Raw genomic sequence first — 25,328 nt, 5'->3', positions numbered from 1 at the left:
GGCTGTCACGCCTCCCCGTTCGTTCCGGCGGCCGGTTGGCCCCCGTCTCCCTGGCGGGCGATCGGGTGATCCCCCAGGACGTCGGCGCCGTCGCCGCCTTCCGTCGCGGTACCGACGCGGACGTCGGTCACCGGTGTGGCGCTCCAGGTGCGCACGGCCTCGCGAACGAGCAAGATCGCCAGGTATGCGGCGAGTATGCCGTAGGCGGCGGTGAGGGCGGAAAACGCGCCCCCGACCGCGATGACGAGCATGCGGCCGTCCCAGCCGAGCGCGGCGCGCCGTACCCGTTCCGGCCGGTGCACACCGACCGCGGGACGTGCGACGTCGTCACGGTGGTGGCAGACGACCGTCACCAAGAGTACGAACACCAGGGGACCGGGCACACCGGACGCGAGCCCGACCACCGCCAGGTAGCTGTACTCGGTGACGCGCAGGAGCGGAGGTACGAGCCAGTCGTACCGCCCGTCGTGGGGGTGGCCCGAGGCCAGACCGGACAGTAGCAGGGCAGCGACCGGTGCGAACAGGGTAATGCCTGTCAGCCGTCCCCCGTCCGCCGCCATCAGGACGAGCACGACGACGGCCCCGGCGACCGTGGTGAGCAGCGGCGGGGCGAGGCCCGGCACCAGCCTTCCCAGCAGCGCCCCCATGTGACTGTCATCACGGAGGAACCTGAGGTCGGGGACGGTCGGCAGGAACCTCTCCCGCTCGGGCACCTCCCCCGCGCTCACGGACGGGCCTCCCGCGAGGAGGGGTCGACCAGTTCGCCGGTGATCGCGATGACGCAGCCGACCACGAGGCTGAGGAAGGCGATCCGCGCGTCGAAGGCGACGGTGGCGACGGCGATGACGAGGAACCGGGTGGGCTGGCCGAAGACCATGATCCGGCGGGCCAGGTGGGCCAGGGAGAGGCCCCCGGCCGCCTCAGCGGACTCCGCCCCGACGGTCGGCCGGGCCCGGGTGACGGTCTCCGCGGCGCCGTCCCGGGGCGGGGGCACCCTGGGGCCGGGGATTCGGAGGCCCTCAGGGCGACGCTGTGAGGGCGGGGCGAGAGGATTCGGGCTCGAGGGCGCCGGAGGGGCCGAGCGGGCCACCAGGAGCGCGTCACGCAGGGCCAGGGCGATCAGCGCCCCGGCAGCCCACCCCCAGGCGCTGGCGAACCCGGCGGCGGCCGCTCCGAAGGCCAGGCCGACGTAGACGACGTACTCACGGAGCGGGGCCACCATGGACACGGTCCAGACGGTGAGCGCGTCCCGGCGGTGGGCGCGCATCCGGGCGCGGACGGCGTCACAGCACAGGATCAGCCCGAGCAGGGCCGATCCGGCCGCGGCGCCGACGTCGTCGGCCCGGCTGAACCAGACCGCCGCGCCGACCGCCACCACGAGGCTGATCCGGGTCACCCCCGAACGGGTGACGTGCCTGCGCTCCAACATGCGCGCGGTCACCCGCGCCACCGTGCCAGTCATGTCCGTGCCCTCCCAGTATCAACTGAGAGTCACCGTCGCCCACGCTCTGTGCGCAATCAACCACTGACACGCGTATGGCGCCGGTCGTCCCCACTTCGGCCTTTACGGACAGTTCCAGACACGAAAGAGCGCACCTCCGGAACAGTCCGGGATGCGCTCTTTCGGATGAATCAGGCGGCCTGTCCGCCGTCCTTGCCCTCGTTGCCGTCCTTGGGCTGCTCCGGGGCGGGGTCGGCGGCCTTCTCCTCGGCCTCGACCTTCTTCTCCGCCGCCTCGGCGCGCTTCTTCTTGGCGGCGTCCTTCTTCTTGCGCTCCTCGATCTCCGCCTTGGTGTCCTCGTTGTAGGCGGCCAGCGCGGAGTCGATGTCGGTGTCCAGGGCGAGCGCGCCGCCCTTGATGTACAGACCCCGGTTGCAGAAGCGGCGCAGGTCCTTCTCGTTGTGCGAGACCAGCACCATGGTGCGCTCGTTGGCGAGCATGCGGTCGATGGCCTCGTAGCACTTGCGCTTGAAGGCCTTGTCCCCGACCGCGAGGACCTCGTCCACCAGCATGATCGGGTGCTCCAGCTGCGAGATGAGCGCGAAGCCCAACCGCACCTTCATACCGCTGGAGTAGTGCCGGACCGGGGTGTCGATGAACTTCGGCTTGACCTCGGCGAAGTCGACGATGTCCTCGAAGCGCTCGTCGATCTCCTTCTCGCTCATGCCGTGCAGCGAACCGACCAGGTACACGTTCTCGCGCCCGGTCAGGTTGTCGTTGAACCCGGCGCGCAGCTCCAGCAGCGGGGCCACCTTGCCGTGCACGCTCACCTTGCCCTCGTCGGGGAGGAGCACCCCCGCGATCATCTTGAGCAGGGTCGACTTGCCGGTGCCGTTCTTGCCGACGATGCCGACGCAGTCGCCCTTGGCGATGTCGAAGGAGACGTCGCGCAGCGGCCAGAACTCGTTGCCCTCGGCGTTGGGGTCGCGCTTGCTGCCGTGGATGAACATCTCACGGAGGCTCCGCTTGCGGCGGCGGTTCACGGCGAACTTCACACCGAGGCCCTGGGCCTCGATGACCGGACCGCTGGCGACCGCGGCCTCGTAGGTGGACGCCATCACAACTCCTTCAGAACGGACATCTCCAGGCGCCGGAACGTCCAGTACCCGATGACGAGCATCAGGATGGAACCGACCACCGCAGAGGTCAACGCGAGCGGGCTCGGCGTTAGTTCCGCGTACCCGGGGAACCACACCGTTCGGTGCATCTGGAAGATACCCATCAGCGGGTTCAGCTCGTAGACCGTCTTCGCCCAGCCCGGCGCACTGGAGTCGAGCACCATCGCGGCCGGGAACAGGATCGCCGAGCCGTAGAACAGGATGCGAGTCAGGATACGCGTCAGCCGTTCCACGTCGCGGAGCAACACGTTGACCGCGGACAGGAACAGGGTCACGCCCAGGCCGAACATGAAGGTCAGCACGACCGCCAGCGGCAGCCAGAGGAACATGCCCTCCCAGCTGAACCGGCCGCCCAGAGCGAACACGAAGATCAGCAGGACCGGCCAGGTCAGCAGGTACTCGATGAACTTGGTGCCCACGGTGGCCATGGGGAAGATCTCACGGGGGACCTTCATCGTGGTGATCAGCTTCGAGTGCGTGATCATCGCGCGCGGCGCCTCGCTGAGGATCGCACCGAAGGTGGTCCACGGCAGGATCCCCGCCACGAGGAAGAGGATGTAGCCGCCGGGGGCCCCGTCCGGCATACCGCGATCCGCCTGGAGCACGATGCCGAAGACGAACCAGTACACCAACGTCAGCGCGAGGGGTTCCAACATCGTCCAGGCGTATCCCAGCACGGACTGCTGGTACTTGACCTTCAGGTCGCGCCGGACCAGGAGGCCGACGACCTTCCGGTTCTCCCAGACGGCCAGCGTCCTTGACGCCACCGCCACCTCCAAGGTTTGAGATCGTCCGGATCACGATGTGCCGGACGTCGCGTCTACGAACTCGCCTGCGCGCACCGACCGTCTGCTCGGTCGGTTCCTCACCGGACCGGAAGAGGGGGCATCCGGGCGACCGGGGGAAGTCGCGCACCGCGCCCGGCTCCACTACCGAATCAGAGGAGGTAGCGACCGGGCACGCCCAACAGGCGTCCATAGGTTACCGCTGCATGGGACAGACCGTGCCAACCACGTGCCGTGCCAGCCTCATTCGTATTGTTCGCGACCAAGCACGGAAGTCCCCCGATCCGGCGCGACCGCCGGTCAGGAACGAGGGGGGCGTGGACGAGGATGCTGTGCTGTACTCGATCCGAATCCCTCCGCGAAGGCGCCGAACCCGGGCCGAAGCGAAGCGGGGGCCCGAAGAGAAAGAGAATCCCATGCGCGTGATCGCGGCCGTGCTGGCCGGAGGGGTCGGCTCACGGATGGGCGCCCCCTCCCCCAAGCAGCTGCTGCCGTTGGCGGGTCGCCCGATCATCGAGCGTTCGATCGCGGCCTTCGAGGCCAGTCCCGTGGTGGACGAGATCGTCGTGCTGATGGTGGACGGGTTCGTGGGCCGGGTCGAGGAGATCGTGGCCGACGCGGGTTTCACGAAGGTGACCCGCGTGCTGCCGGGCGGGGCGACCCGGACGGACACGTCCTTCGCGGCGCTGGCCGCGATGGCGGAGGCGGACGACTCCGACCTGGTGCTCCTCCACGACGCGGCCCGCCCCCTGGTGCGGCCGGAGACGATCGCGGCCTGTGTCGCGGCGCTCGGTTCGGCCGGGGCCGTGGGGGTGGCGGTGCCCAGCGCGGACACGGTGGTCGAGGTGACGGCGGGGAGCGACGGCGGCGAGGTGATCGTCCGGACCCCGGACCGTTCCCGGCTGCGCAGGATGCAGACGCCGCAGGGGTTCCGGCTGGGGGTGGCCCGGCGCGCCTACGAACTGGCGATGGCCGATCCGGAGCTGGTGGCCACCGACGACTGCGGGGTGGTGCTGCGGTACCTGCCCGAGGAGGAGGTCCGGATCGTGACCGGGGACGAGAGCAACGTCAAGGTGACCAACCCGGGTGACGTGGAGGTCGCGGAGACGCTGCTGCGCCGGGCAGGGGAGAGCGCCGGTCCGGGGGCCGCGTCGTGAGCGGGGTGTTCGAGGCGACCGAGGTGATCGGCCACCGTGGCGCGGGCCGGGGTGTGGTCGACGGGGCGCTGGAGAACACGCCCGCGTCGTTCGAACTGGCGGCCCGCACCGGCGCGGACTGGATCGAGATCGACGTGCGCCGCACGGCCGACGACCGGCTGGTGCTGTTCCACAACGCGGCGCTGGACGACGGCCGGGCGATCGTGGACCTGACCGAGGCGGAGTGCCGTGCGGAGGGTCTGGTCGGCCTGGAGGAGGGGTTGGCCGCGATCCCGCCCGAGCTGGGGCTGGACGTGGACGTGAAGACGGTCATGGAGGACGGGGTGGACGCCCCGTCGCGGCGGACGCTCTCCCTGGTCCTGCCGTTCCTGCGCCGCGAGGCCGGACGCCGGAGGGTGTTCGTGTGCTCCTTCGACCCGGGTCTGTTGCTGGGGGTGCGCGAGGGCGCGCCGGGGGTGGCGACGGCGTGGATGCCGTACGTCCGCAACCCGGCGGACAGCGCGATCCCGGGCGCGGTGGGTATGGGCTGTCCGGTCGTGGCGGTGGACGCCCGGGCCCTGGGTCTGGCGGAGGACGGGCCGAAGCCGGGCCGTCGCACGCTGGAGTACACGGTGGAGACGGCGCACCGGGCCGGGCTGGAGCTGATCTCCTGGTGCCCGGACCCGGTGGACGCGGCGCGGTTCGCGGCGGCCGGGATGGACGCCGTGGTCGTGGACGACGTGCCGGGCGCGGTGGCGGCGCTCGGTCCGGCCGGGAACCCGGGGTAGGGGCCCGCTCAGATCCGGTCGAGGAGTTCGGCCTTCTTCTCGCTGAACTCCTCGTCGGTGAGCAGGCCCTTGGCGTGCAGGGCGCCGAGCCGTTCGATCTGCTCGAAGATCCACGCGGTGTCCGCGCCCGTCGTCACTTCGGCGGCGGGTTCGGGACTGGTCCCCACGGGAGCCCCCGCGCCGTCGTCCGGCCGCGCGTCGCCGCCCCCGGGGAGGTTCACGGTGAGCCGGGGGGCGCGCACGGCCTCCACGGCGCTCCGGGCGGCGTCCTTCCACCACTCCGGGTCGACGGGGCCGGGCCGGGTGTCCGCGTCGGCGACCTCGCCGGAGCCCAGCGCGTGCCTCTCGGCGCCGCGCGCCCACCGGTGCGCGGTGACGGTGGCCGCGAGCAGGAAGACCTGGTGGATCTCGTTGCCCTCCTCACCCGCGCGCAGCAGGTTGAGGTCGTTCCTGGGCTTGGCCGAGGCCTCCAGCGCGCTCTGCTCCGTGACGATCCGGACGAAGCCCCAGCCCGTCTCGTCGAGGGGCGCCCACTCGGCGGCGCGGATCTCCGCGAGGTCGTACTCGCGGCGCTGTTTCTTCTTCTTGTAGCCGCTCGCGTAGATGCCCGCCCAGACCAGGGTGAGGCGGTCGCCCTCCAGACGCGCGGTGCCCTCACAGGTCATGATGTGCAGCGGCAGGGCGGGGACCAGGCGGGTCGGGGTCGCGGGGTGGGGCTCCTCCGCCTGGCTCGCGGCGAAGCGGAGCTGGTCGGCCAGGTACTCCGCGACCAGTTCGGTCTTGGCGGATCCGGTGAGCCGGAAGGGCTGGGCCTTCTCGTCGAGCATCGCGCCGACGGCCTCGTAGGGGTCCATGCGCTCGTGCAGCCGCAGGTTCATCACCCAGCCGTTCTTGCGGCCGGCTCCGGGACGGAAGTCGACCTCGCGGACGGCCGCGACGGGTACCTCCAGGGTGCCGAGGAGTTTGAGCAGCGGGCTCCTGAACCAGCCCTTCGTCTCGTACCGGATGGAGACCGACTCCCCGTCGAAGCCCCAGGCGGCCTGGTCGCCACGCAACTCGTCCATTGACACCTTCTCCAGTTCTCAGCAGCCCACTGACCCCTGCCTAGCAGAACGTCCGCCCCCGTTCGAGGGCGGACGTCGTCCACTTGTGGCCGATGCGGCCTCCGCGCGGCGGCGCGGGCGGGTACCGGTCAGGCGTTGCCGGAACCGTTCGCGGGCTCACTGCTGGTGCGGGCGGTGCGGGAGTCCGCGCCGAGCCCGGGCGGGCTGGTGATGAAGCCGACGCCCCACGACATGTGCATGGTGGCGAGCGCGACCGGGATCAGCGGCCACGAGGACGCGGGCAGGCCGCGGGTGAGCGGCGCCGAGGCGGCGGTGATCAGGGCGAGGTAGGCGGCGGGCACGAGCCAGAGCGGCCAGAGGAACACGCCGCCGACCAGACCGGCCGCGATCCCCGCCACCGCCACCGGCGGGGCCAGGTAGCGCAGGTTGATGGTGCCCCGGTGCTGGCGGGCGACCACGCGCCGCCAGCGCCCGTAGTGGAAGTACTGCTTGGCGAGCAGCCGGACGTTGCGGCGCGGTCGGTAGGAGACCCGCATCCGGGGCTGGAACCAGACGGTGCCGCCGGTGGTGCGGATGCGGTGGTTCATCTCCCAGTCCTGCGCCCGCAGGAACGCCTCGTCGTAGCCGCCGACCCGCACCAGGGCCGAGCGGCGGAAGACGCCGAGGTAGACGGTGTCGGCGGGACCGCCCTCACCGCCGGTGTGGAAGCGGGCGTTGCCCACCCCCACCTTGGAGGTCATCGCGGCGGCCACGGCGCGCTCCCAGGGCGTGGTGCCCTCGGCCGCCATGATGCCGCCGACGTTGTCCGCCCCGGTCTCCTCCAGGGTCTCCACGGCCACCCGGAGGTAGTCCGAGGGCATCATCGCGTGCCCGTCGATCCGGGCGACGACGTCGTGCGTGGAGGCGCCGATGGCGGCGTTCAGCCCGGCGGGGGTCTTCCCCGTGGGGTTGTCCACCACCTTCACGCGCGGGTCGGCCGCGGCGAGGCCGTCGGCCACCTCGCGGGTGCGGTCCGAGGAGGGGCCCACGCCCAGAACGACCTCCAGCTCGCCCGGGTACTCCTGGGCGAGGACGTGCTCCACCGCTGCGGCGAGGTGGCGCTCTTCGTTCAGTACGGGCATGACGACGGAGACAGGCGGCCAGGACACGGGCACTTCCCAAGGTCAAGACTGTCGGGACTGCGTGACACCGTGAGGGCTCCAGGGGCGCTCGGGCCCCGGGCTCGCTCGACGGTGGCGCGGCCTCAACGGTACTGCACGCGGAACCGCCGGACGGCCGCGTCGTCCGGGTGTGCGGGAGTGGCGCGCGGGGAGGGCGTGTCGGGACGTCCGGGCCCCGGAGAACTCCCCCGCTGATCACGGCGTCCCACCCAAAGGGGAGAACAACACGCCGAGGGTTGACATCTCGCACCCTTCGGCCGATCGGGTGACAACCTAGATACCCAGGTACCTGGATGCCTAGGACACCGTAGAACGGGTGGGACGGGGACGCCGATGAGCGACGAGGACGCCGGACGGCAGAGGAACACGGGCGAGTTCCGACGGGCACGCTCGCAGCCTCAGCCACCCGGTCGGCGGCGCTCGTCACGGTCCGGTCGGTTCACCGTCCCCGAACCGCGCGTGCGCCGCCGCCGCAACGGCCTGGTCCTGATGAGCGTGCTCTCGGTGCTGGTCCTGCTCGCCTCCGGGACCTCGTGGGCGATCACGGGGTGGATGTCCGGGGCGCTGAACCGGTTCGACGTGTTCGGCGGTCTCTCCGAGGGCGACCGTCCGGAGGAGACCGGCGGGTTGACCTTCCTCGTCATCGGCTCCGACAGCCGGGACGAGATGAGCAAGGAGGACAAGAACGCGCTCAGCGTGGGGTCCACGCCGGGGCAGCGTTCGGACAGCATGATGCTGGTCCGCCTCAACCACGAGCGCGACCACCTCACCGTGGTGGGCCTCCCCCGCGACCTGTGGGTGGACATCCCCGGCGAGGGCGAGGACAAGATCAACGCGGCCTACGCCTACGGCGGCCCGCAGCTCGCCGTGCAGACGGTGGAGTCCGTCACCGACGTGCGGATCGACCACTACGTCGAGGTGGACTTCAACGGGTTCGTGGAGGTGGTCGACGCCCTGGAGGGGATCGACGTGTGCCTGCCCGAGCCCATCAACGACCCCAAGGCGCACCTGGACATGCAGGCCGGGACGCACCGGGTGGACGGCGCGGAGGCGTTGGCCTTCGCCCGCACGCGGGCCACCCCGCGCGGCGACCTGGACCGGATCGACCGCCAGCAGCAGGTGCTGTCGGCCATGCTCGACCGGGCCATGAGCACCGAGACGCTCTCCGACCCGCGCAAGCTGACCGCGTTCCTGGACAGCGCGCTGACGTCGGTGACGGTCGACGAGGGGCTGGACACCAGCACCATCAACGACCTCGCCTACCAGATGCGCGACGTCGACCTGGGGAACGTCACCTTCGCGCAGGTGCCCATCGCGGACATGGAGCACTGGACGCCGCGCGGCGACGTGGCCCTGCTGTGGGACGAGACCGCCGCCCGGGAGATGTTCGCGACGATCAACGCCGACCGCCCCCTGTCGGAGCCCGAGGAGGAGCCGGAGGCCGCCGAGGAGGACGGCGAGCCGGTCCCCTCCGACATCAGCCTGCGGGTGTTCAACGGCACCGCCACCCCGGGGCTGGGTTCGCAGATGGACTCCCAGCTGTCGACGGCCGGGTTCGACGTGACGGACGGCGCCGAGAACTGGAGCAGCCGCGACGTGGCCACCACGGAGGTCAGGTTCGGGCCGGGGCAGGAGCAGGCCGCCGAGTACCTGGCGGGCACCCTCCCGGGTTCACAGACCGTGGAGGACCGGACCCTGGACGAGGACCTCCAGGTCGTGATCGGATTCAACTACACGACGTTCGAGGCCCCCCGGGTCGAGGCGACCGAGGCGGCGCCGGAGGAGGAGCCCTCCGCTAGCGCCGAACCGGCCACCACGACCGCGAAGGACAACATCTGCGGGTGACCCCGCGAAGAAAGGGACACGTGCTCCGCCACCTGGTCGGTCTGCTCTCCGGAATCGCCCTCGCACCCGTGCTGTGGGTGGGTGTCGCGTGGTCGGCCGACCTCCTCCCGAAGATCACCCAGGGCGAGGTGACCGTCGCCACGGTGTTCTCCGTGGTGGTGCTGTGCCTGGTGGGGATCGTCGGCGCCTACCTCGTGGCGTCCGGGTTCTCCCCGCTGGCGGCGGGCGCCTCCGGACTCCTGCTCGTGGCCCTGTGCCTGTGGCCGGTGGTCGCGCGGGACACGGTGGAACCGGCCCTGTACTGGCTCAACGAGGAGAGCTTCCTCTACCCGAACGGCGCGGGGCTCGGTGTGGCGCTCCCCCTGGGCGTGCTGCTGCTGGTCTCCGCGACGACGCCGACCCGGTGGCGGGCGGCCGCCGACACCGGCCCGTCGGGCCTCCCTGCCGCCCGTGTGGTGGCCAGCCACAGCCGCGAGGAGTTCCAGCGGGGCGGGCGGCCCCCGGCCGAACCGGCGTACGACGGCGAGTCGGTCACCCTGGTCGACCCGAAGCGGGTCTGGAACGACGGCGGACCGGCGGGCGACACCGTTCCGGACGTGCCGCCGCCCTCCTCACCCGTGCGGCGGTACGACGATCCCAGCAGGACCACGACACCGTTTCGTCGCGGAGAGAGCGGCGCGGTGTGGACCCCGGTGGACGAGGATCCCGGTCACAGCGGGTCGTTCGGGGACGGACGCTACTAGTCGGCACCAGGGTGTGTGACACCGCACGAACCCCGACAGTCCTCCCCCGGTGCCGAGCGACCCCAACCCGCCGGTAATCTGACCGCCTGACTGTTCACGTGTTGTTCGGTCACGCGCCAGACCCCGACGCGTAGGGTGATGCACCGTCCCCCACGGACTACCCGTCGGCCGAACCATGTCCGTTTTCTGCCCTCATGCGGGATGTGAGCCGCCACCAGCGGGCACACCAGCTGGTGAGGCGCGTGCGGAAGCAAGGAAGGAACACCAGTGGTCGAAGCGGAACGTATGCGGGTCTCCGTCATCGGAACCGGCTATTTGGGCGCCACCACGGCCGCCTGCCTGGCCGAGATGGGCTACGAGGTCATGGGCCTCGACGTCGACGAGGCCAAGATCAGCATGCTGCGCTCCGGCAGGGTCCCCTTCTACGAGCCCGGACTCGACGAGCTGCTCACCGCCAACCTGGAGACCGGTCGGCTGCGCTTCACCACGGACTTCGCGGAGACCGCCGAGTTCGCCGACGTGCACCTGATCTGCGTGGGCACCCCCCAGCGGGACGACTCCGGCGCCGCTGACCTGCGGTACGTCAACTCCGCGGTGGACCAGCTCGCCCCGCACCTGACCCGGCCGACCGTGGTCGTGGGCCGCTCCACCGTTCCGGTGGGCACCGCCGCCACCCTGGCCGCCCGCCTGGCGGCGCTCGCGCCGGTCGGTGCGGAGGCCGAGCTCGGCTGGAGCCCGGAGTTCCTCCGTGAGGGCTTCGGCGTGGAGGACACCCTGCGGCCCAACCGGATCGTGATCGGCACGGACTCCTCCCGGGTGGAGAAGACGGTCCGCGCCCTCTGGCAGCAGCAGGTGGACGAGGGCATCCCCTTCCTGGTCACCGACCTCCAGACCGCCGAGCTGGTCAAGGTGTCGGCCAACGCGTTCCTGGCCACCAAGATCTCCTTCATCAACGCGATGGCCGAGGTGTCCGAGGTCGCGGGCGCGGACGTCATCCAGCTCGCCGAGGCGCTGTCCTACGACGACCGCATCGGCGGGAAGTTCCTCGGCCCGGGCCTGGGCTTCGGCGGAGGGTGCCTGCCCAAGGACATCCGCGCGTTCATGGCCCGCGCCGACGAGCTCGGGGTGGAGCCCGCGCTGTCGTTCCTGCGCGAGGTGGACGCGATCAACCAGCGCCGCCGTGCGCGCACGATCGACATCGCCCGCCAGCTGATCGGCGGCAACTTCGCCGGGCGCACCGTGACGGTCCTGGGTGCGGCGTTCAAGCCGAACTCGGACGACATCCGCGACTCACCGGCGCTGGACGTGGCCTCGACCATCGCGTCCCTGGGCGCTCGGGTGACCGTGTACGACCCGGCCGCCCTGGAGCGTGCGCGCGAGGCGCACCCGGAGCTGAACTACGCGGACTCCATGCTGGAGGCCGCGCGGGGGGCCGACGTGGTCCTGCTGCTCACGGAGTGGGCGGAGTTCCGCGAGGCCAATCCGGAGGAGCTGGCCACGGTGGTGGCGCAGAAGAGGATCGTGGACGGGCGCAACGCCCTGGACCCGATCTACTGGCGCGCCTCCGGCTGGACCTACCGCGCACTGGGCCGCCAGTAGCGCACGCACCGAACGGGCCGTCCCCTGGGGGGCGGCCCGTTCGTCGTGTGCGCCCGACCCATGATTGACTTCGCACCGTAGTCATACGGTGACCCTTGGTACTCCCAGGGGTCCAGTCGAACGGAGTCCGATGTCGAAGTTCCCCTTGGTGGTCGGTGCCGTCCTCGCCCTGATGGTGGCCACCACCGCCTCCGCCGCCCCCTCGGGCCACCCGGCGCCCGGCTCCCCGCGCGCCGCTTCCCACCTGGGGCAGCCCTCCTCCGCGGGCAACCCGGAGACGGAGTACGAGCTGCTCAGGAACCTGTCCCCGGTGGAGTACCTGGACCGCTGGTGGACCGTCGAGGGCAGCTGGAACCGGCCCGGACACGACGCGGTGGTGGCCGACGCCCAGTCCCTGAAGGAGCTCCAGGAGCTGCCCTCGGGCTGGATGCTGGACCGCGTCGGTTCCCCGTGGGGCTCGTTCCTCGCCCACGCGCCCGCGCCCGCCTCCCGGCACGCGTCGTAGCGCCCCCGGCCCGACCGGCCCGGAACAGGGCCACTGCTCCTGGCGGTTCGCCTCGTCCACCTTCTCGCGCAGCCACTCGGGGATGGACCCCTCAGCCCGAGGGACACGCCGGTATGTACGTACGTCAAAATGTTAGGCTGGCGGCATGAGCCAACGTGAGGACCTGCTGGTGGGCGCGAAGAAGTGCCTGGCGGAGAAGGGCTACACCAAGACCACCGCCCGGGACATCGCCGCCGCCTCCGGCGCGCACCTGGCGTCCATCGGATACCACTTCGGGTCCAAGGACCGCCTCATGAACACCGCCGTGATCGAGGCGACCGGCGAGTGGGGCGACGTCTTCGTCGCGGCCGTCGCCCGGGCCCGGCCGGAGACCGCGCGGGACCGGGCCCGGCTCCTGCTCGGCACGCTGTTCGAGACCCTGCCCGAGCACCGCGACCTCATGGTCTCCAGCGTCCAGGCCTTCGGCCAGGCCCAGTTCGACGAGGCCATGCGCGCGAACCTGGCCGAGGGGATCGCGGAGGCCCGCCGGGAGTTCAGCGCCCTGATCCTCGGCGTCCCCGTGGCGGAGGTCGACCCCGGGACCGCCGCGGGCCTGGGGTCGATGGTCTACAACCTGGTCACCGGGTACGTCCTCCAGTACCTGGTCGACCCGGACTCCCTGCCCACGGTCGACCAGGCGATGGACGGGCTGCGCGCGCTCCTGCCCGAGTGACCTACCGGCCGAACCCCATGGTCCGGCCGCCGTCGGCCACCTCGCGGCGCAGCCGCTCGCCCTTGGCGTGCGCCTGCTCCCTGAGCTCCTCCTGGAACACGGTCATCCGCTCGGCCAGCCGCTGGTCGTGCGCGGCGAGCTGGCGCACGGCCAGCAGACCGGCGTTGCGGGCGGCGCCCACCGCGACGGTGGCCACCGGGACCCCGGCGGGCATCTGCACGATGGACAGCAGCGAGTCCATGCCGTCGAGGTACTTGAGCGGCACCGGGACGCCGATGACCGGGAGGGTGGTCACCGAGGCCAGCATCCCCGGCAGGTGGGCGGCGCCGCCCGCACCGGCGATGATCGCCTTCAGGCCCCGGCCGGCGGCCTCCGAACCGTAGGAGATCATCTCGTGCGGCATGCGGTGCGCCGAGACCACGTCGGCCTCGAAGGGGACCCCGAACTCCGTGAGCGCGTCGGCCGCGTCACGCATCACCGGCCAGTCGGAGTCGGACCCCATCACGATGCCCACCACGGGTTTGCTGTCGGTCACTTCTGGTCTCCTCGCAGGTAGGAAGCGGCGTCGCGGGCGCGCTCCAGCAGGTCCTGGTAGTCGTCGCCCATCACGGTGACGTGCCCGATCTTGCGGCCCGGACGCACGTCCTTGCCGTAGAAGTGCACCTTCACCTCGGGGTCCTTGGCCATCACGTGCAGGTAGCGGCGGTAGACGTCGGGGTCCTCGCCGCCCAGCAGATTGGCCATGACGGTGTAGGGGGCGTTGGTGCGCGGTGAACCCAGGGGCAGGTTCAGGACCGCGCGCAGGTGCTGCTCGAACTGCGACGTGCGGGCACCCTCGATGCTCCAGTGGCCGGAGTTGTGCGGGCGCATGGCCAGCTCGTTGACGACCACGTCGTCGGCGGTCTCGAACAGCTCCACCGCGAGCACGCCCGTGACGTCCAGGGCGTGCGCGATCTCGATGGCCAGCTTCTGGGCGCGCAGGGCCAGCTCCTCGGCCAGGCCCGGCGCGGGGGCGATCACCTCGTGGCAGATCCCGCCGCGCTGGACGGTCTCCACGACGGGGTACACGGCGACCTGCCCGTGCGGCGAGCGGGCCACCTGGACGGCGAGCTCGCGGGAGAAGTCCACCTTCTCCTCCACGAGCAGCGGGACGTCCTCGGCGGCGGCGCGGTCCACGACCTCGCGGGCCTCCTCGGGGCCGTCGACGACCCACACGCCCTTGCCGTCGTAGCCGCCGCGCGCGGCCTTGAGCACGACCGGCCACCCGGTGTCCCCGGCGAAGCCGGTGACGTGTTCGAGGGTGGTCACCGCCCGCCAGCGCGGGGACGGCGCGTCCAGTTCGGCCATGCGGGTACGCATCCGCAGCTTGTCCTGGGCGAAGCGGAGGGCGTCGCGGCCGGGCCTGAGCAGCCCGCCCGCCTCCTCCACGGCCCGCAGGACCGGTTCGGGCACGTGCTCGTGGTCGAAGGTGACGACGTCGTTGGCCTTGGCGAAGGCCAGGACGTCGTCGAGGCCCCGGTCGTCGCCCAGGGTGACGTCGCCGCAGACCAGGGCCGCGCTGTCCCGGGGATCGGCGGCCAGGACGGAGAAGTCCACTCCCAGTCCGATGCCCGCCTGGTGGGTCATCCGGGAGAGTTGGCCTCCGCCCACCATTCCCACACGGGGGACGATGCGGTTACGCTCGCTCACAGTTCCTCAACTCAATGCTCGTCAACCGCGGATGCGGGGCGGCCCCGCGCACGGCGGAACCTGGCCGTTCGGCTCGGAACCCGCGGCCGGGGTGTCTCTCGAAGGCCCCGGATAGAGTCTAGGGCGTGCGGGTGCGCCACCCCAGGGCCCACTCCCCCGCCGCCGTGACCCCCACAAGGACCCGGAGGGCGCAGGCCATGCGCGAGTTCCTCTCCCGTCGCCCCCGGCTGGCCCGGCTGGCCTCCGAGGTCGGCAAGTTCGGCTCCGTCGGCGCGATCGCGTACGTGGTGCAGCTGACCGCGACCAACCTGCTGTGGGCGGGCGGCATGGGGTCGATGGCGGGGCAGGTGGCGGGCACCTCGTGCGCCATCGCGGTGGCCTTCGTGGGCAACCGGTTCTGGACCTTCAACGACCGCGCCAGCACCGGCCTGGGCCGGGAGACCTTCCTGTTCCTGGTGATGAACGGCGTGGGGATGCTCATCCAGGTGGGCTGCCAGGCCTTCTCGCTGTACGTGCTGGGCCTGGAGGGCACCCTGGCGCAGAACGTCTCCGGCAACGTGGTGGGGGTGGGGCTGGGGACGCTGTTCCGCTTCTTCGCCTACCGCACCTGGGTGTTCCCGCCCGATCCCGTCCCGGACGCCGCCCGGTCTCAGACCTGAGCGGCGGCGCTGCGGCTGCGGACCCCGTGGCGGCGCGCCATGGTGCCGACCAGGAGCAGGTAGAGCCCCACCTGCACCACGGCCAGGCCGAGGGTCATCGGGGTGTTGGTGCCCAGGGGCAGGCCCCCGCCGAGCACGACACCGGTACCCACCTCGTCCAGGCGGCCCTCCACGGCGCACACGCCGAACTGGACGAGGCTGTTCACCACGTGCAGGCCGATCGCGGCCTCCAGGCCGCCGGTGCGCCAGGTCACCCAGGCCATCCCCAGGCCGAGGACGGCGAGCGCCGCCGTGTTCCACAGGTCCCCCGGGTGGGTGGCCGCGTACAGGGCCGCGAACAGCGTCCCGCCCGCCAGGATCGCGGGCCACGGGGAGCGCAGCACCCGGGAGAACGCGGTGTCTCCCGCGGGTGACCCCAGCGAGCCGACGAGCTGCATGACCATCCCGCGCAGCGTCATCTCCTCGGCCACGGACTGGAGCGGGACCAGCAGCACGATGACGAGCATCGCCGCCGCGAGGACCTCGACGCTTCCGTAGTCGACGGTGATCGGCAGGTCGGTGGGCCCCTCCCCGGTGAACGCCAGGAGCAGCGCGGTGCCCGCGGTGACGGGGACGGCCGCCGTGAACACGCAGCGGGCCAGCCAGCGCCAGCGCAGGTGTCCGGTGACCGAGAGCAGGGAGCCGGGTCTGCGCCACTGCACGACGCGGGCCACGAAGAGTGTGACCGGTGCCAGCAGGGCTATCGCGGCCAGACCGAAGGCCAGCCCGGCGATCTCGCCCACCCGGACCGAGTCCGGGGCCAGTCCGCTGCCGCCGAGGATCGCGACGATGGTCATCACGACCACCACGCCGACCCACAGGAAGAACAGCAGGACGGCGAAGACCAGGAGCGCCAGCGGCGGCACCCACCAGCGGAACCTCGTGGTCCGGGCGAGCCTGTGATACGACTCACCCTCGGGGATCTCCGCGCAGGCGAAGAGGTTCGGCCGCACCGGACGCGGTGGTGGCCAGGCCCACACCGAGGGGTCCGGGGTCAGGGCGGGGTGCCCACCGGGCGGGGTCTGACGTGCGCCGCCGGGCGGCCAGGCCCAGGTCTGCTCCTGGGTGTGGCCACCAGAAGTCTGCCCCTCCGGCCCCTCAGGCGCGGCGGGCCAGGACGAACCAGGCGGTGGCGGCACATTTCCCATCGTGCGCTGAGACTACTATCCGGGCATGTATCGCCTGCGTTAAGGCCACGCCGTTATCGCCTGGTCACGGTACGGGGCAGAAGCCCCGAAGGCCCCCGGACGGCGGAATAGCGGACCGCCCCTCCCCTGTTGGAACTAGTGGTCCTGCGGGCGGTCACTCCGGCGACTCCACAGGCCAACCACCCCGTCCCGCTGACCTACGATTGAGTACATGTCCTCCACACCAACCACCGAGCAGGTCCACGAAGCCCTGGCCACGGTGCAAGACCCGGAGATCCATCGACCCATCACCGACCTCGGCATGGTCAAGAGCGTCGAGATCGGTGACGACGGCGCGGTGCACGTCGGTATCTACCTCACGGTGGCCGGGTGCCCGATGAAGGGCCGCATCGAGAAGGACGTGACGGGAGCGGTGACCAAGGTCGCCGGCGTCACGAAGGTCACCGTCGAGCTCGACGTCATGAACGAGGAACAGCGCAAGGAGCTCCAGACCAAGCTCCGCGGCGGCCAGGCGGAGAAGGAGATCCCCTTCGCCAAGCCGAACTCCCTCACCAAGGTCTACGCGGTCGCCTCGGGCAAGGGCGGTGTCGGCAAGTCGTCCGTCACCGTGAACCTCGCCGCCGCGCTCGCGGCCCAGGGTCACAAGGTGGGCGTCGTCGACGCCGACATCTACGGCCACTCGGTGCCACGCATGCTCGGTGCGTCGGACTTCCCGACCAAGGTCGAGGACATGATCCTCCCGCCGACCGCGCACGACATCAAGGTCATCTCGGTGGGCATGTTCACCGAGGGCAACACCCCGGTGGTGTGGCGCGGCCCGATGCTGCACCGCGCCCTCCAGCAGTTCCTCTCCGACGTCTTCTGGGGCGACCTGGACGTCCTGCTGATGGACCTGCCCCCGGGCACCGGTGACATCGCGATCTCCGTCGCCCAGCTCCTCCCGGCCGCCGAGCTGATCGTGGTCACCACGCCGCAGCAGGCCGCCGCCGAGGTCGCCGAGCGCGCGGGCGCGATCACCGCCCAGACGCACCAGCGCATCGCCGGTGTCATCGAGAACATGTCCTACTACCAGCCGGAGGACGGCGGCGAGCCCGTCCACCTCTTCGGCCAGGGCGGCGGCCAGACGGTCGCCGACGCGCTGACCAAGACCCTCGGCGCCGAGATCCCGCTCATGGGCCAGGTGCCGCTGGACACCCGTCTGCGCGAGGGCGGCGACGAGGGCCAGCCGCTGGTCCTGACCCACCCCGAGGCCGAGGCCAGCAAGGTGATCGTCTCGATCGCGGAGAAGCTGGTCGGCAAGCCGCGCGGGCTGGCCGGGATGCAGCTCGGCATCTCCCCCGCCGGTCGCTGACCGACCCCCGGGTCGACTGGAAGACACGCGTACGGCCCCCGGATCCCTGCGGATCCGGGGGCCGTCGTGTTTCTCCGGGGTCGGCGGTCGCCGGTCAGTCGCCGGAGCCGAGGGTGACGGTGACGGTCTCCCGTTCGCCGTCCCGCTCGTACTCGATCTCGACCTCCTCGCCGGGGGTCCGGTCGCGCACGAGGGCCTGGAGCTCGCCGTGGGAGTCGACCCGGCGGCCGTCGAAGGTCACGATCACGTCGCCCGGCTCCAGCCCGGCCTCGTCCGCGGGGCCCCCGGACTCGACGGCGCGGGGGTCGTCCGCGATCACCGCGCCGACGACCGAGCTCTCCTGGTCGAAGGTGACCCCGAGGTCCGCGTAGGTGGTCTCGCCGTGGTCGATCATCCGGGTGACGACCTCCTCCGCCTCCGTGGAGGGGATGGCGAAGCCCAGCCCGATGCTGCCGCCCTGCTGCTCGCCCATGAATCCGCCGCCCATGGTGATGATCATCGAGTTGACGCCGATGACCCGCCCCTGGATGTCCACGAGCGGACCGCCCGAGTTGCCGGGGTTGATCGCGGCGTCGGTCTGGAGGGCGAAGAACTGGCTCTCGCCCTCGTCCGAGCTGACCGGCCGGTCCTTGGCGCTGATGATGCCCTGGGTGACCGTCCCGTCCAGGCCCAGCGGGGCGCCGATCGCGATGACCTCGTCACCCACGACCGCCTCCTCGGAGTCACCGAACTCCAGCGGCTCGACCTCGTTGGGCTCCTCCAGCTGGAGGACGGCCAGGTCGGAGCTGGGGTCCGAGCCCACGACGGTGGCCGCGCTGGTCTTGCGGTCGCTGTACTCGATGACGATCCCGTCCTCCTCCAGCGGGGCGGAGACGTGGTCGTTGGTGACGACGTAGTCGTCCGCGATGACGAAGCCGGAGCCGGTCGCCCCGACCCGTCCGCCCGCGCTGCGCAGGGAGACCACGCTCGGACTGACGCGCTGCGCCACGCCCGCGATGGTGTCGGCGGCGCGCTCGGGCGCCTCGGGCGGGGGTTCGTTGATGGTCGGCCCCTGCTGGGAGTCGGGGGCCGCCTGCTGGCCGGAGCCGAGCAGGCCCCCCGCGAGGCCGCCCGCTCCGCCCGCGATGAGGGCGACGACCAGCATTCCGCTCAGCGCGGCCCAGGCGGGGACTCCGCGTCTGCGGCGTCCGGCCGAGGGGGCGGGGGCGGGCTGGCCGTACCGGGTGGGGGCCCCGGGAGGGGCAGCGAAGTGTCCGTGGGTCGGTGCCTGCTGGGTCGGCTGGCCCTGGTGGGAGGTGTGCCCCTGGGGCTGCTGTGACTGCTGGGTCTGGTGGGAGGCGGGGGTCTGTGCTGCGGGCTGCCCTTGGGACTCGTGGTACGCCTGCGGTCCCTGAGCCTGTTGGCCCCGCCCGGTGGGCTGCCCCGGGAGGGAGGGCTGGCCCTGGTGTGACGGGTACGCCTGCGACCCCTGGGACTGCTGGGGCCACTGCTGGGCGGGGACCTGGCCGGAACGGTCTCCGGGCGGGGGCGGCTGGGGGTTCGTGGGGTCCGCGCCGCCCTGGCCCACCGGGGGGTCCGGGTGGGGAGGCTGGCCTCCCTGCGGGTGCGGCGGGGCGATCCACGCACCGGCGGGGCCCCGCGGAGGTTCGGCGGGCACCTGCCCGGGGGCGGGCGCGTCCGGCGCGCCCGGCTGGGGTGCGCCACCGTTCGGCGGGGGCGGGGTCCACCCCTCGGCGGGTTCCGAACGGTCGTTGTCCTGACTCAAGACCTGCTCCGTTTGTCGCTCGGCTTTCGGTCCCGGCACGCGCCGCGCCGGTCGGCCGGGCCTACAGCAGGCCCAGCCGGGACAGACCTCTCAGCACCCTGGCCCAGAAGCCGGAGTCCTCGGGGCCTGGCAACGCGGCCACCGCCGAGGAGGCCAGGTCCGCGGGGGCGTCGGCCAGGACCGTGTAGACGAATCCGTTCGCCTGCCACACGCTCTGGTACTGGCCCGCGTCTCCGCCGAAGATCGTGTCGTGCCCTGTTGTGACGCCGCCACCCCCCGTCCCGGTTCCGGTGTATCCGTTACCAAGTGTGGAGGGATGTTCGGTTCCCAGCTTGCCACGCTGGACGAAGACCGAGACCTGGGAGAGCCCGTCCGAGTAGACCGCGTGGACCACCCGCTCCCCCTCGTAGCGTTTGGAGCGGGTGTCGACCAGCCTCAGGTCCCAGGTCAGGTGCTCGGGCAGCACCCACCCGGCCTCCCGGAGCTCCTGCCGTTCCCCGTCGTCGAGGGCGTCGCCCCAGGGTGAGTCCCCGAGGGCCTCGTCCGGCCAGGCGCCGTCGCCCAGGTCGAGGTCGGTGAGGTGGCTGCTGAACGCCTCGTCCCCCGAGCGGTCGTACACCACGTGCCCCAGCAGGAGGTGGGTCTCGTCGTCCACCCAGAAGCGTCCGGCCACCGTGGAGTCCGCGCGCAGCGCCTCCACCAGGTGCGCCGGACGGCCGTCGAGGCGTTCCCGCCCCGCGTCGACCACCTGGTAGGTCTCCTCCAGCACGGCCAGCAGCCGCTCGTCGAGGGACTCCAGTGCGGAGGAGCTGAGCACGACGAACGCCGACTCGGTGTCCTCCTCCCCCAAAGGGGACATGGCGACGCCGGAGTCGGGGCGGTTGACCACACTGAGGTCCACCCCGTCCCGTCCCCGTGGTCCGCGTACCTCGCGGACCGCGGTGTAGGCCACCCGGCCGTGCGCGTCGGAGGCGCGTTCCAGGACGGCCATGCCGTGGTCCTCACCCTCGGCCGGGACCGCGGTGGCCTCCGGGTGGACCGCGCCGGTGAGCACGAGGGCGCACAGCAGCGCGGCGACGACCGCGGGGGCGGGGGCGGAGTTCGGTCCGAGAGAGGGTCTGCCAGCCCTCACCGGGTCGTTTCGGTCGAGGCCGAGGACGGGGATCCCTCGGCCGCGACGGGCAGGGGCTCGAACGGCGGGTGGTCCGTGGGCAGCGGTTCCACCACGGGGATCTGGCGGCTGGTCACCGCGTGCTCGACCGCGAAGTCGGCCAGGTGCGGCTCGACGATCGGGGTCTCCTCCCCCTCACCGCCCGCGACGAACGCGCTCCCCAGGAGCGCCGTCGCCACCGCCAGCCCCGCGACGGCGTAGCGTCCGCCGGAGAAGTGCGGCAGCAGGCCGGAGAACCGGTCGCCGCCCCGGGGTTCCGGCCTGGGCGGGACGTACCGCTCCGGCTGGGTGCGCGGCTGGGTCCTCTGCCGACCGGGTGACGCGGTGTCCGGGGTGGGCGAAGCCTCGCCCCGGTGCACCGGTTCGCTCGGGCGGGTCGGCCCGCCCACTCCCATCAGGGGTCCGCCCGTGGGGAACCCGCCCAGGGGGCGGGAGTGGCCCAGCGGCGGGCTGGACCCGAAAGGGCCGGGGGGCGGAGGGTCCGAGGGGCCGCGATCACCCCGATCACGTGCCCCCGGGCCGCCCGGGCCGCCGAGGCCCGGCTGGGACATGAGGCGTCCCATGAAGTCCATGTCGGGTTCGGGTTCGCCGAGCCCGGTCAGCCTGCGCTTGAGTCTGCGCATCATGTCGGCCTCGAACCGGCACGACTCGCACTTGGCCAGGTGGATGAGGGCGCGCTCGTGGTCGGCGGCGCCCAGTTCCCCGTCGATGAGCGCCGACAGGCGCTCCCCGAGGTGGTCCATGCTCATTCCGCCTCCCCGTGCATCACGTTGGCAGTGGCGCCGCCGGTCCCCTCGGTGCCCCCCTGGGCCCCGTTCGCGGCCGCCAGGGACCTGCGGTGCTCCAGGGCGCGGCGCAGCTGGGCGCGGCCCCGGTGGATGCGGCTGCGGACGGTGCCGAGCTTGACGTCGAGGGTGGCCGCGATCTCCTCGTAGGAGAGCCCCTCGATGTCGCAGAGCACGACGGGGGCGCGGAACTCGGCGGGCAGGGCGTCCAGCGCGCTCTGGACGTCGGCGTCGAAGTGCCGGTCGTCGTAGCGCTGGGCCGGTGAGGGCTCGCGGCCCTCCAGGCGTTCGTCGGCGTTGTCGGCCAGCCCCTCGAAGCGGATGCGGGCCTTGCGCCGGGCCATGTCGAGGAAGAGGTTGGTGGTGATGCGGTGCAGCCACCCCTCGAAGGTGCCGGGGGTGTAGTTGGCGAGGGAGCGGAACACACGGATGAAGACCTCCTGGGTGAGGTCCTCGGCGTCGTGCTTGTTCCCGGTGAGGCGATAGGCCAGCCGGTAGACGCGCGGCGAGTGGACGCGCACGACCTCTTCCCAGCTCGGGGGTTCCCATGCCTCGAACTCGACGGCAGGGCCGGTCTCTGGCACCGCTGCTCCCTTCATCCCGCTGAGTTCACCACGCGAGGACAGGTCGGGGGGCGTTCACTTCGTGGCGATCAACGTGCGTTCATCCCGATTCAACGTCGGAGGGCGCCGATTAAGTTCCCGCCACCACACTCGGAGTTCCGGCTGGTTCAGGCTAGTCTTTTGCCCAGGGACATACCTGGCCGCGACCACCATTCTACGGTGGGTGACGATCCCCCGGTCAGAACGCCTGGCCATGACATTCAGCAGTGCTTGGGAGGCCGTCATCAGCGCAGAAGAGAGCGTCGCCCGGACCGCGTGGGTCCGGACCGAGCAGGCTCGGTTCGAGGAGTCCGCCATGGGGGACGGACCTCTGGCGGACGCCTACGACGCGGGGGTACGCGCCGCGGCCTCGCCGGTGGACGCGGCGACGGGGGCCGCGCTGCGGTTCCTCACCGCCGCCATCGGGGCCCGTTCGGTGGTGGAGATCGGCACCGGCTGCGGGACCTCCGGGATCTGGCTGCTGCGGGGGATGGTCCCCGAGGGCATCCTGACGACCGTGGACGTCAACGCCGCGTACCAGGACTACGCGCGCTCCGCCTTCTCCCGGGCGGGGTTCGGCGCGGGCCGGGCCCGGCTGATCCGGGGGACGGCGCTGGACGTGCTGCCCCGGCTGACCGACGGCGGGTACGACATGGTGTCGGTCGACGCCGACCAGGCCTCCTACCCCGCGTACCTGGAGGAGGCGCTGCGACTGCTGCGGCCGGGCGGGGTGCTGGTGTTCAACAACGTGCTGACGGCGCCCACCGAACCGGACAGCCCGCTGCGGGTGCCGGACCCGGCGGAGATCGCGGTGCGCGAGGTGATGCAGCGCATGCGCGAGGACGAGGCGTTCATCCCGCTGCTGGTGCCGGTGGGTGAGGGGCTGCTCGCCGCCATCCGCCCCTAGACCGTGTTCCGGGATCCTTCCGCGCTCGCGGCCCGTGCGGCCGGGACCCGTCGGAGGGGGCGCCGCCGGTACCCGGACACACGTCGGGCCCGGACGGAGGGGGTGTCCGCCCGGGCCCGTGGTCGGTCGGCGCCGACCGGGACGCCTACCTCGCGGCGAGCCAGCGGAGCAGGGTCCGGGTGGCGAAGGCCGTGCCGCCCTTGGTGAGCAGGCCGCTCTCCTTCATGGACCGGCCCGGACCGGCGATGTCCAGGTGGGCCCAGGGCAGGCCCCCGGTGAACTCGCGCAGGAACAGGGCGGCGTCGGTCGCCCCGGCCGGACCGAAGTCACCGCCGCGGGTCCCGATGTTGGCCAGGTCCGCCACCCGGGATCCGGTGGTCGGGACGTAGTCCTCGGTGAGCGGCATCCGCCACAGCGGCTCGCCCGACTGCTCTCCGGCGGTCTCGATCTGCGCCGCGACCGTGTCGTCGGTGCTGTACAGGGCGCCCGTGCCGGTGCCCAGCGCCAGCTTGGCGGCGCCGGTCAGGGTGGCGACGTCCACCAGCACGTCCGGCTCGAGGCGGGTACTGGCGTAGCCCATGGCGTCGGCCAGGACCAGGCGGCCCTCGGCGTCGGAGTTGAGCACCTCGACGGTCCGGCCGGTGTAGGTGGTCAGCACGTCACCGATACGCGTGGCGTCACCGGAGAAGGCGTTCTCCGCGAGGGCGAGCAGACCGGTGACCCGGACGCCGGCGCCCACGGACGCCAGCGCCGACAGGACGGCCAGCACGATCGCCGCGCCGCTCATGTCGGTCTTCATGAGCTTCATGTTGTCGTTGGGCTTGAGCGAGAGCCCGCCGGTGTCGAAGGTGATGCCCTTGCCGACCAGCACCACGTGCGCGGTGGGGTTCTCCGGCGTGTAGCCCAGCTGGACCAGCCGGGGCGGCCGGGAGGAGCCCTGGCCGACACCGAGGATGGCACCGAAGCCCTCGTCACCCAGGTCCTTCTCGTCCCACACCCGCACGTCGAGCCCGACCCGGTCGGCGGTCTCGCGCGCCCGGGTGGCCATCCACTCCGGGTCCTTGGTCAACGAGGGGGTGTTGATCAGGTCCCGGGCGAGGGCGGTCGCCGTGGCCAGGGTGGTGCCCAGGGCCAGGGGCGCCGCGAGGGCGGCGGCGTCACCGACCACGTCGATCACCGGCGCGGGGCGCTGGGACCTCGGGGGTTCGGTGGTCCTGTAGGTGAAGGTGTACGAGGCCAGCAGGGCGCCCTCGACGAAGGCCGTGGCGGCCTCGCCGTCCGCGCCGGGCCAGGCCAGGGCGACGCGCTCGTTGCCCCGTGCGGCCCGGGAGAGGGCGGCGCCGGCCTTCCGGAGGTCGGCGGGGCTAGCCGAACCGACTCCGAGAAGGGCCAGGCGGACCAGGCCCCCGTCCCGGGACACCGGGAACTGGCAGAGCTCACCGGACCCGCCGGTGAGTGCGTAGTGCGCGAACAGCTCCGCGAGCGACGACGGAAGGACCTGTGTCAGTCCGCCGTCGGTGACCCCTTCGACCGCCTCGGGGCCTTCCTCGCCCGCGAGTACGGGGAGGACCAGCAGGTCCGCGGTGGATTCGGCGAGGGTCCCCGGTACGGGGTGGATCTCCGTGGCGAATGGCACAGGCCGCTCACAATCGTTCACTCTTCGGGGAGGTTCACGCAGGTGGGAGGTGTGGAACCTCGGGGGTCATCAGGGCGTTCCGGCCCAGGTGGGGGACTATTGGTGCCGGTTAACCGACGACGCCCCGAAGCGCGTCCCGGAGCTCGGTCGCCTCGTCCGGCGTGAGCTCCACGACCAGACGGCCGCCGCCCTCAAGCGGGACCCGCATGATGATGCCGCGACCCTCCTTGGTGACCTCCATCGGCCCGTCGCTGGTCCTCGGCTTCATCGCCGCCATGCCATTCCCCTTTCTAGGTGTTCCTCGCAGGTGACCGGGGCCGACCCACAGCACCGACGCCCGATCCGCAGGGTCGTCTCGGCTCCGGAGCCGTCGGCCGGTTCCGGGTGACTCGCGCCCGTGTGGCTTGAGGGTCGGGAATCACTCTTCGACCATTATCTCGGAGGTTGACCCCTGGGTGTGCGCCAGGCGACAGCCGGGGCACCTCCGTGAGCGCCCACCGGCGAGGAATCGTTGGTCAGTAAGGTTATATCGGTCTCGACCGAAACCCGCGCGGTGTGCGGGCGTCCGTGCGGCCTCCGCCCCGGGCGGTCCCGGCCGCGGCGCGGGCCCTCCGGCCCGC

Annotated in this window: 25 protein-coding genes; 10 read left to right on the top strand and 15 right to left on the bottom strand. The window is 72.0% G+C overall.

Features of this window, described 5'->3' with window-relative positions:
• Nucleotides 1–5: 5 nt before the first annotated feature.
• From AC0VYM_RS05025 to AC0VYM_RS05010, 4 genes are all read right to left on the bottom strand, one after another.
• Complete coding sequence (locus AC0VYM_RS05025; protein ID WP_475462943.1) at nt 6–647, bottom strand: DUF5941 domain-containing protein; 642 nt, start codon at nt 645–647, stop codon at nt 6–8.
• Nucleotides 648–724: 77 nt separating this feature from the next.
• On the bottom strand, nt 725–1,462 hold the full coding sequence (locus AC0VYM_RS05020) for a hypothetical protein (protein ID WP_475459477.1): 738 nt from the start codon (nt 1,460–1,462) through the stop codon (nt 725–727).
• Between the two features lie 170 nt (nt 1,463–1,632).
• The gene (locus AC0VYM_RS05015) at nt 1,633–2,559 is read right to left on the bottom strand and encodes an ABC transporter ATP-binding protein (protein ID WP_475459475.1); all 927 of its coding nucleotides are present in this window, start codon (nt 2,557–2,559) and stop codon (nt 1,633–1,635) included.
• Nucleotides 2,559–3,398: an ABC transporter permease gene (locus tag AC0VYM_RS05010; protein WP_475459472.1), complete on the bottom strand. Its 840-nt coding sequence runs from the start codon at nt 3,396–3,398 to the stop codon at nt 2,559–2,561. The genes AC0VYM_RS05015 and AC0VYM_RS05010 overlap by 1 nt, the downstream gene beginning before the upstream one ends.
• Before the next feature lie 422 nt (nt 3,399–3,820).
• On the opposite strand from AC0VYM_RS05010, the gene AC0VYM_RS05005 reads away from it, so the two are divergent.
• Together AC0VYM_RS05005 and AC0VYM_RS05000 are read left to right on the top strand one after the other, a co-directional pair.
• Nucleotides 3,821–4,561, top strand: a complete 741-nt coding sequence (locus AC0VYM_RS05005; protein WP_475459469.1) for an IspD/TarI family cytidylyltransferase — start codon at nt 3,821–3,823, stop codon at nt 4,559–4,561.
• Complete coding sequence (locus AC0VYM_RS05000) at nt 4,558–5,328, top strand: glycerophosphodiester phosphodiesterase (protein ID WP_475459467.1); 771 nt, start codon at nt 4,558–4,560, stop codon at nt 5,326–5,328. The genes AC0VYM_RS05005 and AC0VYM_RS05000 overlap by 4 nt, the downstream gene beginning before the upstream one ends.
• A gap of 8 nt (nt 5,329–5,336) precedes the next feature.
• On the opposite strand, the gene AC0VYM_RS04995 is transcribed toward AC0VYM_RS05000, so the two are convergent.
• Nucleotides 5,337–6,392: a DUF4429 domain-containing protein gene (locus tag AC0VYM_RS04995; protein WP_475459464.1), complete on the bottom strand. Its 1,056-nt coding sequence runs from the start codon at nt 6,390–6,392 to the stop codon at nt 5,337–5,339.
• Nucleotides 6,393–6,520: 128 nt separating this feature from the next.
• Entirely contained in the window at nt 6,521–7,540 is a 1,020-nt protein-coding gene (locus AC0VYM_RS04990) for a glycosyltransferase family 2 protein (RefSeq protein ID WP_475459461.1), read from the bottom strand.
• A 345-nt stretch (nt 7,541–7,885) separates the two neighbouring features.
• On the opposite strand from AC0VYM_RS04990, the gene AC0VYM_RS04985 reads away from it, so the two are divergent.
• From AC0VYM_RS04985 to AC0VYM_RS04965, 5 genes are all read left to right on the top strand, one after another.
• Entirely contained in the window at nt 7,886–9,397 is a 1,512-nt protein-coding gene (locus AC0VYM_RS04985; protein WP_475459459.1) for an LCP family protein, read from the top strand.
• Between the two features lie 20 nt (nt 9,398–9,417).
• Complete coding sequence (locus AC0VYM_RS04980) at nt 9,418–10,140, top strand: YIP1 family protein (protein ID WP_475462942.1); 723 nt, start codon at nt 9,418–9,420, stop codon at nt 10,138–10,140.
• Nucleotides 10,141–10,407: 267 nt separating this feature from the next.
• Complete coding sequence (locus AC0VYM_RS04975; RefSeq protein WP_475459456.1) at nt 10,408–11,739, top strand: UDP-glucose dehydrogenase family protein; 1,332 nt, start codon at nt 10,408–10,410, stop codon at nt 11,737–11,739.
• A gap of 130 nt (nt 11,740–11,869) precedes the next feature.
• A complete protein-coding gene (locus AC0VYM_RS04970) occupies nt 11,870–12,244 on the top strand; it encodes a hypothetical protein (RefSeq protein WP_475459453.1) in 375 nt (124 codons plus the stop codon).
• 145 nt (nt 12,245–12,389) lie between these two features.
• Nucleotides 12,390–12,956: a TetR/AcrR family transcriptional regulator gene (locus tag AC0VYM_RS04965; RefSeq protein WP_475459450.1), complete on the top strand. Its 567-nt coding sequence runs from the start codon at nt 12,390–12,392 to the stop codon at nt 12,954–12,956.
• Nucleotide 12,957: 1 nt separating this feature from the next.
• On the opposite strand, the gene purE is transcribed toward AC0VYM_RS04965, so the two are convergent.
• Nucleotides 12,958–13,491 (bottom strand): 5-(carboxyamino)imidazole ribonucleotide mutase, encoded by a 534-nt coding sequence (purE, locus tag AC0VYM_RS04960; protein WP_475459448.1) that lies wholly within the window; start codon nt 13,489–13,491, stop codon nt 12,958–12,960.
• Nucleotides 13,488–14,645, bottom strand: coding sequence for a 5-(carboxyamino)imidazole ribonucleotide synthase (locus tag AC0VYM_RS04955; RefSeq protein ID WP_475459446.1), 1,158 nt, complete (start codon nt 14,643–14,645; stop codon nt 13,488–13,490). Before AC0VYM_RS04955 ends, purE begins: the two co-directional genes overlap by 4 nt.
• A 197-nt stretch (nt 14,646–14,842) precedes the next feature.
• On the opposite strand from AC0VYM_RS04955, the gene AC0VYM_RS04950 reads away from it, so the two are divergent.
• Nucleotides 14,843–15,304 (top strand): GtrA family protein, encoded by a 462-nt coding sequence (locus tag AC0VYM_RS04950; protein WP_475462941.1) that lies wholly within the window; start codon nt 14,843–14,845, stop codon nt 15,302–15,304.
• On the opposite strand, the gene AC0VYM_RS04945 is transcribed toward AC0VYM_RS04950, so the two are convergent.
• A complete protein-coding gene (locus tag AC0VYM_RS04945) occupies nt 15,295–16,296 on the bottom strand; it encodes a lysostaphin resistance A-like protein (RefSeq protein WP_475462940.1) in 1,002 nt (333 codons plus the stop codon). The genes AC0VYM_RS04950 and AC0VYM_RS04945 overlap by 10 nt on opposite strands.
• A 406-nt stretch (nt 16,297–16,702) precedes the next feature.
• Here AC0VYM_RS04945 and AC0VYM_RS04940 point away from each other — a divergent pair, with 406 nt between their 5' ends.
• Nucleotides 16,703–17,842, top strand: a complete 1,140-nt coding sequence (locus AC0VYM_RS04940) for an Mrp/NBP35 family ATP-binding protein (RefSeq protein WP_475459444.1) — start codon at nt 16,703–16,705, stop codon at nt 17,840–17,842.
• Between the two features lie 94 nt (nt 17,843–17,936).
• On the opposite strand, the gene AC0VYM_RS04935 is transcribed toward AC0VYM_RS04940, so the two are convergent.
• From AC0VYM_RS04935 to sigE, 4 genes are all read right to left on the bottom strand, one after another.
• Complete coding sequence (locus AC0VYM_RS04935; protein ID WP_475459441.1) at nt 17,937–19,607, bottom strand: S1C family serine protease; 1,671 nt, start codon at nt 19,605–19,607, stop codon at nt 17,937–17,939.
• Nucleotides 19,608–19,668: 61 nt separating this feature from the next.
• The gene (locus tag AC0VYM_RS04930) at nt 19,669–20,739 is read right to left on the bottom strand and encodes a sigma-E factor regulatory protein RseB domain-containing protein (RefSeq protein ID WP_475459438.1); all 1,071 of its coding nucleotides are present in this window, start codon (nt 20,737–20,739) and stop codon (nt 19,669–19,671) included.
• Entirely contained in the window at nt 20,736–21,527 is a 792-nt protein-coding gene (locus AC0VYM_RS04925; protein ID WP_475459436.1) for an anti-sigma factor family protein, read from the bottom strand. The genes AC0VYM_RS04930 and AC0VYM_RS04925 overlap by 4 nt, the downstream gene beginning before the upstream one ends.
• A complete protein-coding gene (gene sigE / locus AC0VYM_RS04920) occupies nt 21,524–22,162 on the bottom strand; it encodes an RNA polymerase sigma factor SigE (RefSeq protein WP_475459434.1) in 639 nt (212 codons plus the stop codon). Before sigE ends, AC0VYM_RS04925 begins: the two co-directional genes overlap by 4 nt.
• Nucleotides 22,163–22,481: 319 nt before the next feature.
• Between sigE and AC0VYM_RS04915 the strand changes: the two genes are divergently transcribed.
• Nucleotides 22,482–23,072, top strand: coding sequence for an O-methyltransferase (locus AC0VYM_RS04915; RefSeq protein ID WP_475462939.1), 591 nt, complete (start codon nt 22,482–22,484; stop codon nt 23,070–23,072).
• Between the two features lie 145 nt (nt 23,073–23,217).
• Here AC0VYM_RS04915 and AC0VYM_RS04910 read toward each other — a convergent pair whose 3' ends face one another.
• The gene (locus tag AC0VYM_RS04910; protein WP_475459431.1) at nt 23,218–24,708 is read right to left on the bottom strand and encodes a leucyl aminopeptidase; all 1,491 of its coding nucleotides are present in this window, start codon (nt 24,706–24,708) and stop codon (nt 23,218–23,220) included.
• Nucleotides 24,709–24,817: 109 nt separating this feature from the next.
• Nucleotides 24,818–24,985: a DUF3117 domain-containing protein gene (locus AC0VYM_RS04905; protein WP_017542172.1), complete on the bottom strand. Its 168-nt coding sequence runs from the start codon at nt 24,983–24,985 to the stop codon at nt 24,818–24,820.
• Nucleotides 24,986–25,328 lie beyond the last annotated feature (343 nt).

This window comes from Nocardiopsis sp. iso_237 (genome assembly GCF_056173345.1).
Note: the sequence above shows the minus strand (reverse complement) of the source record. Positions and strands in the feature narration are given on the sequence as shown.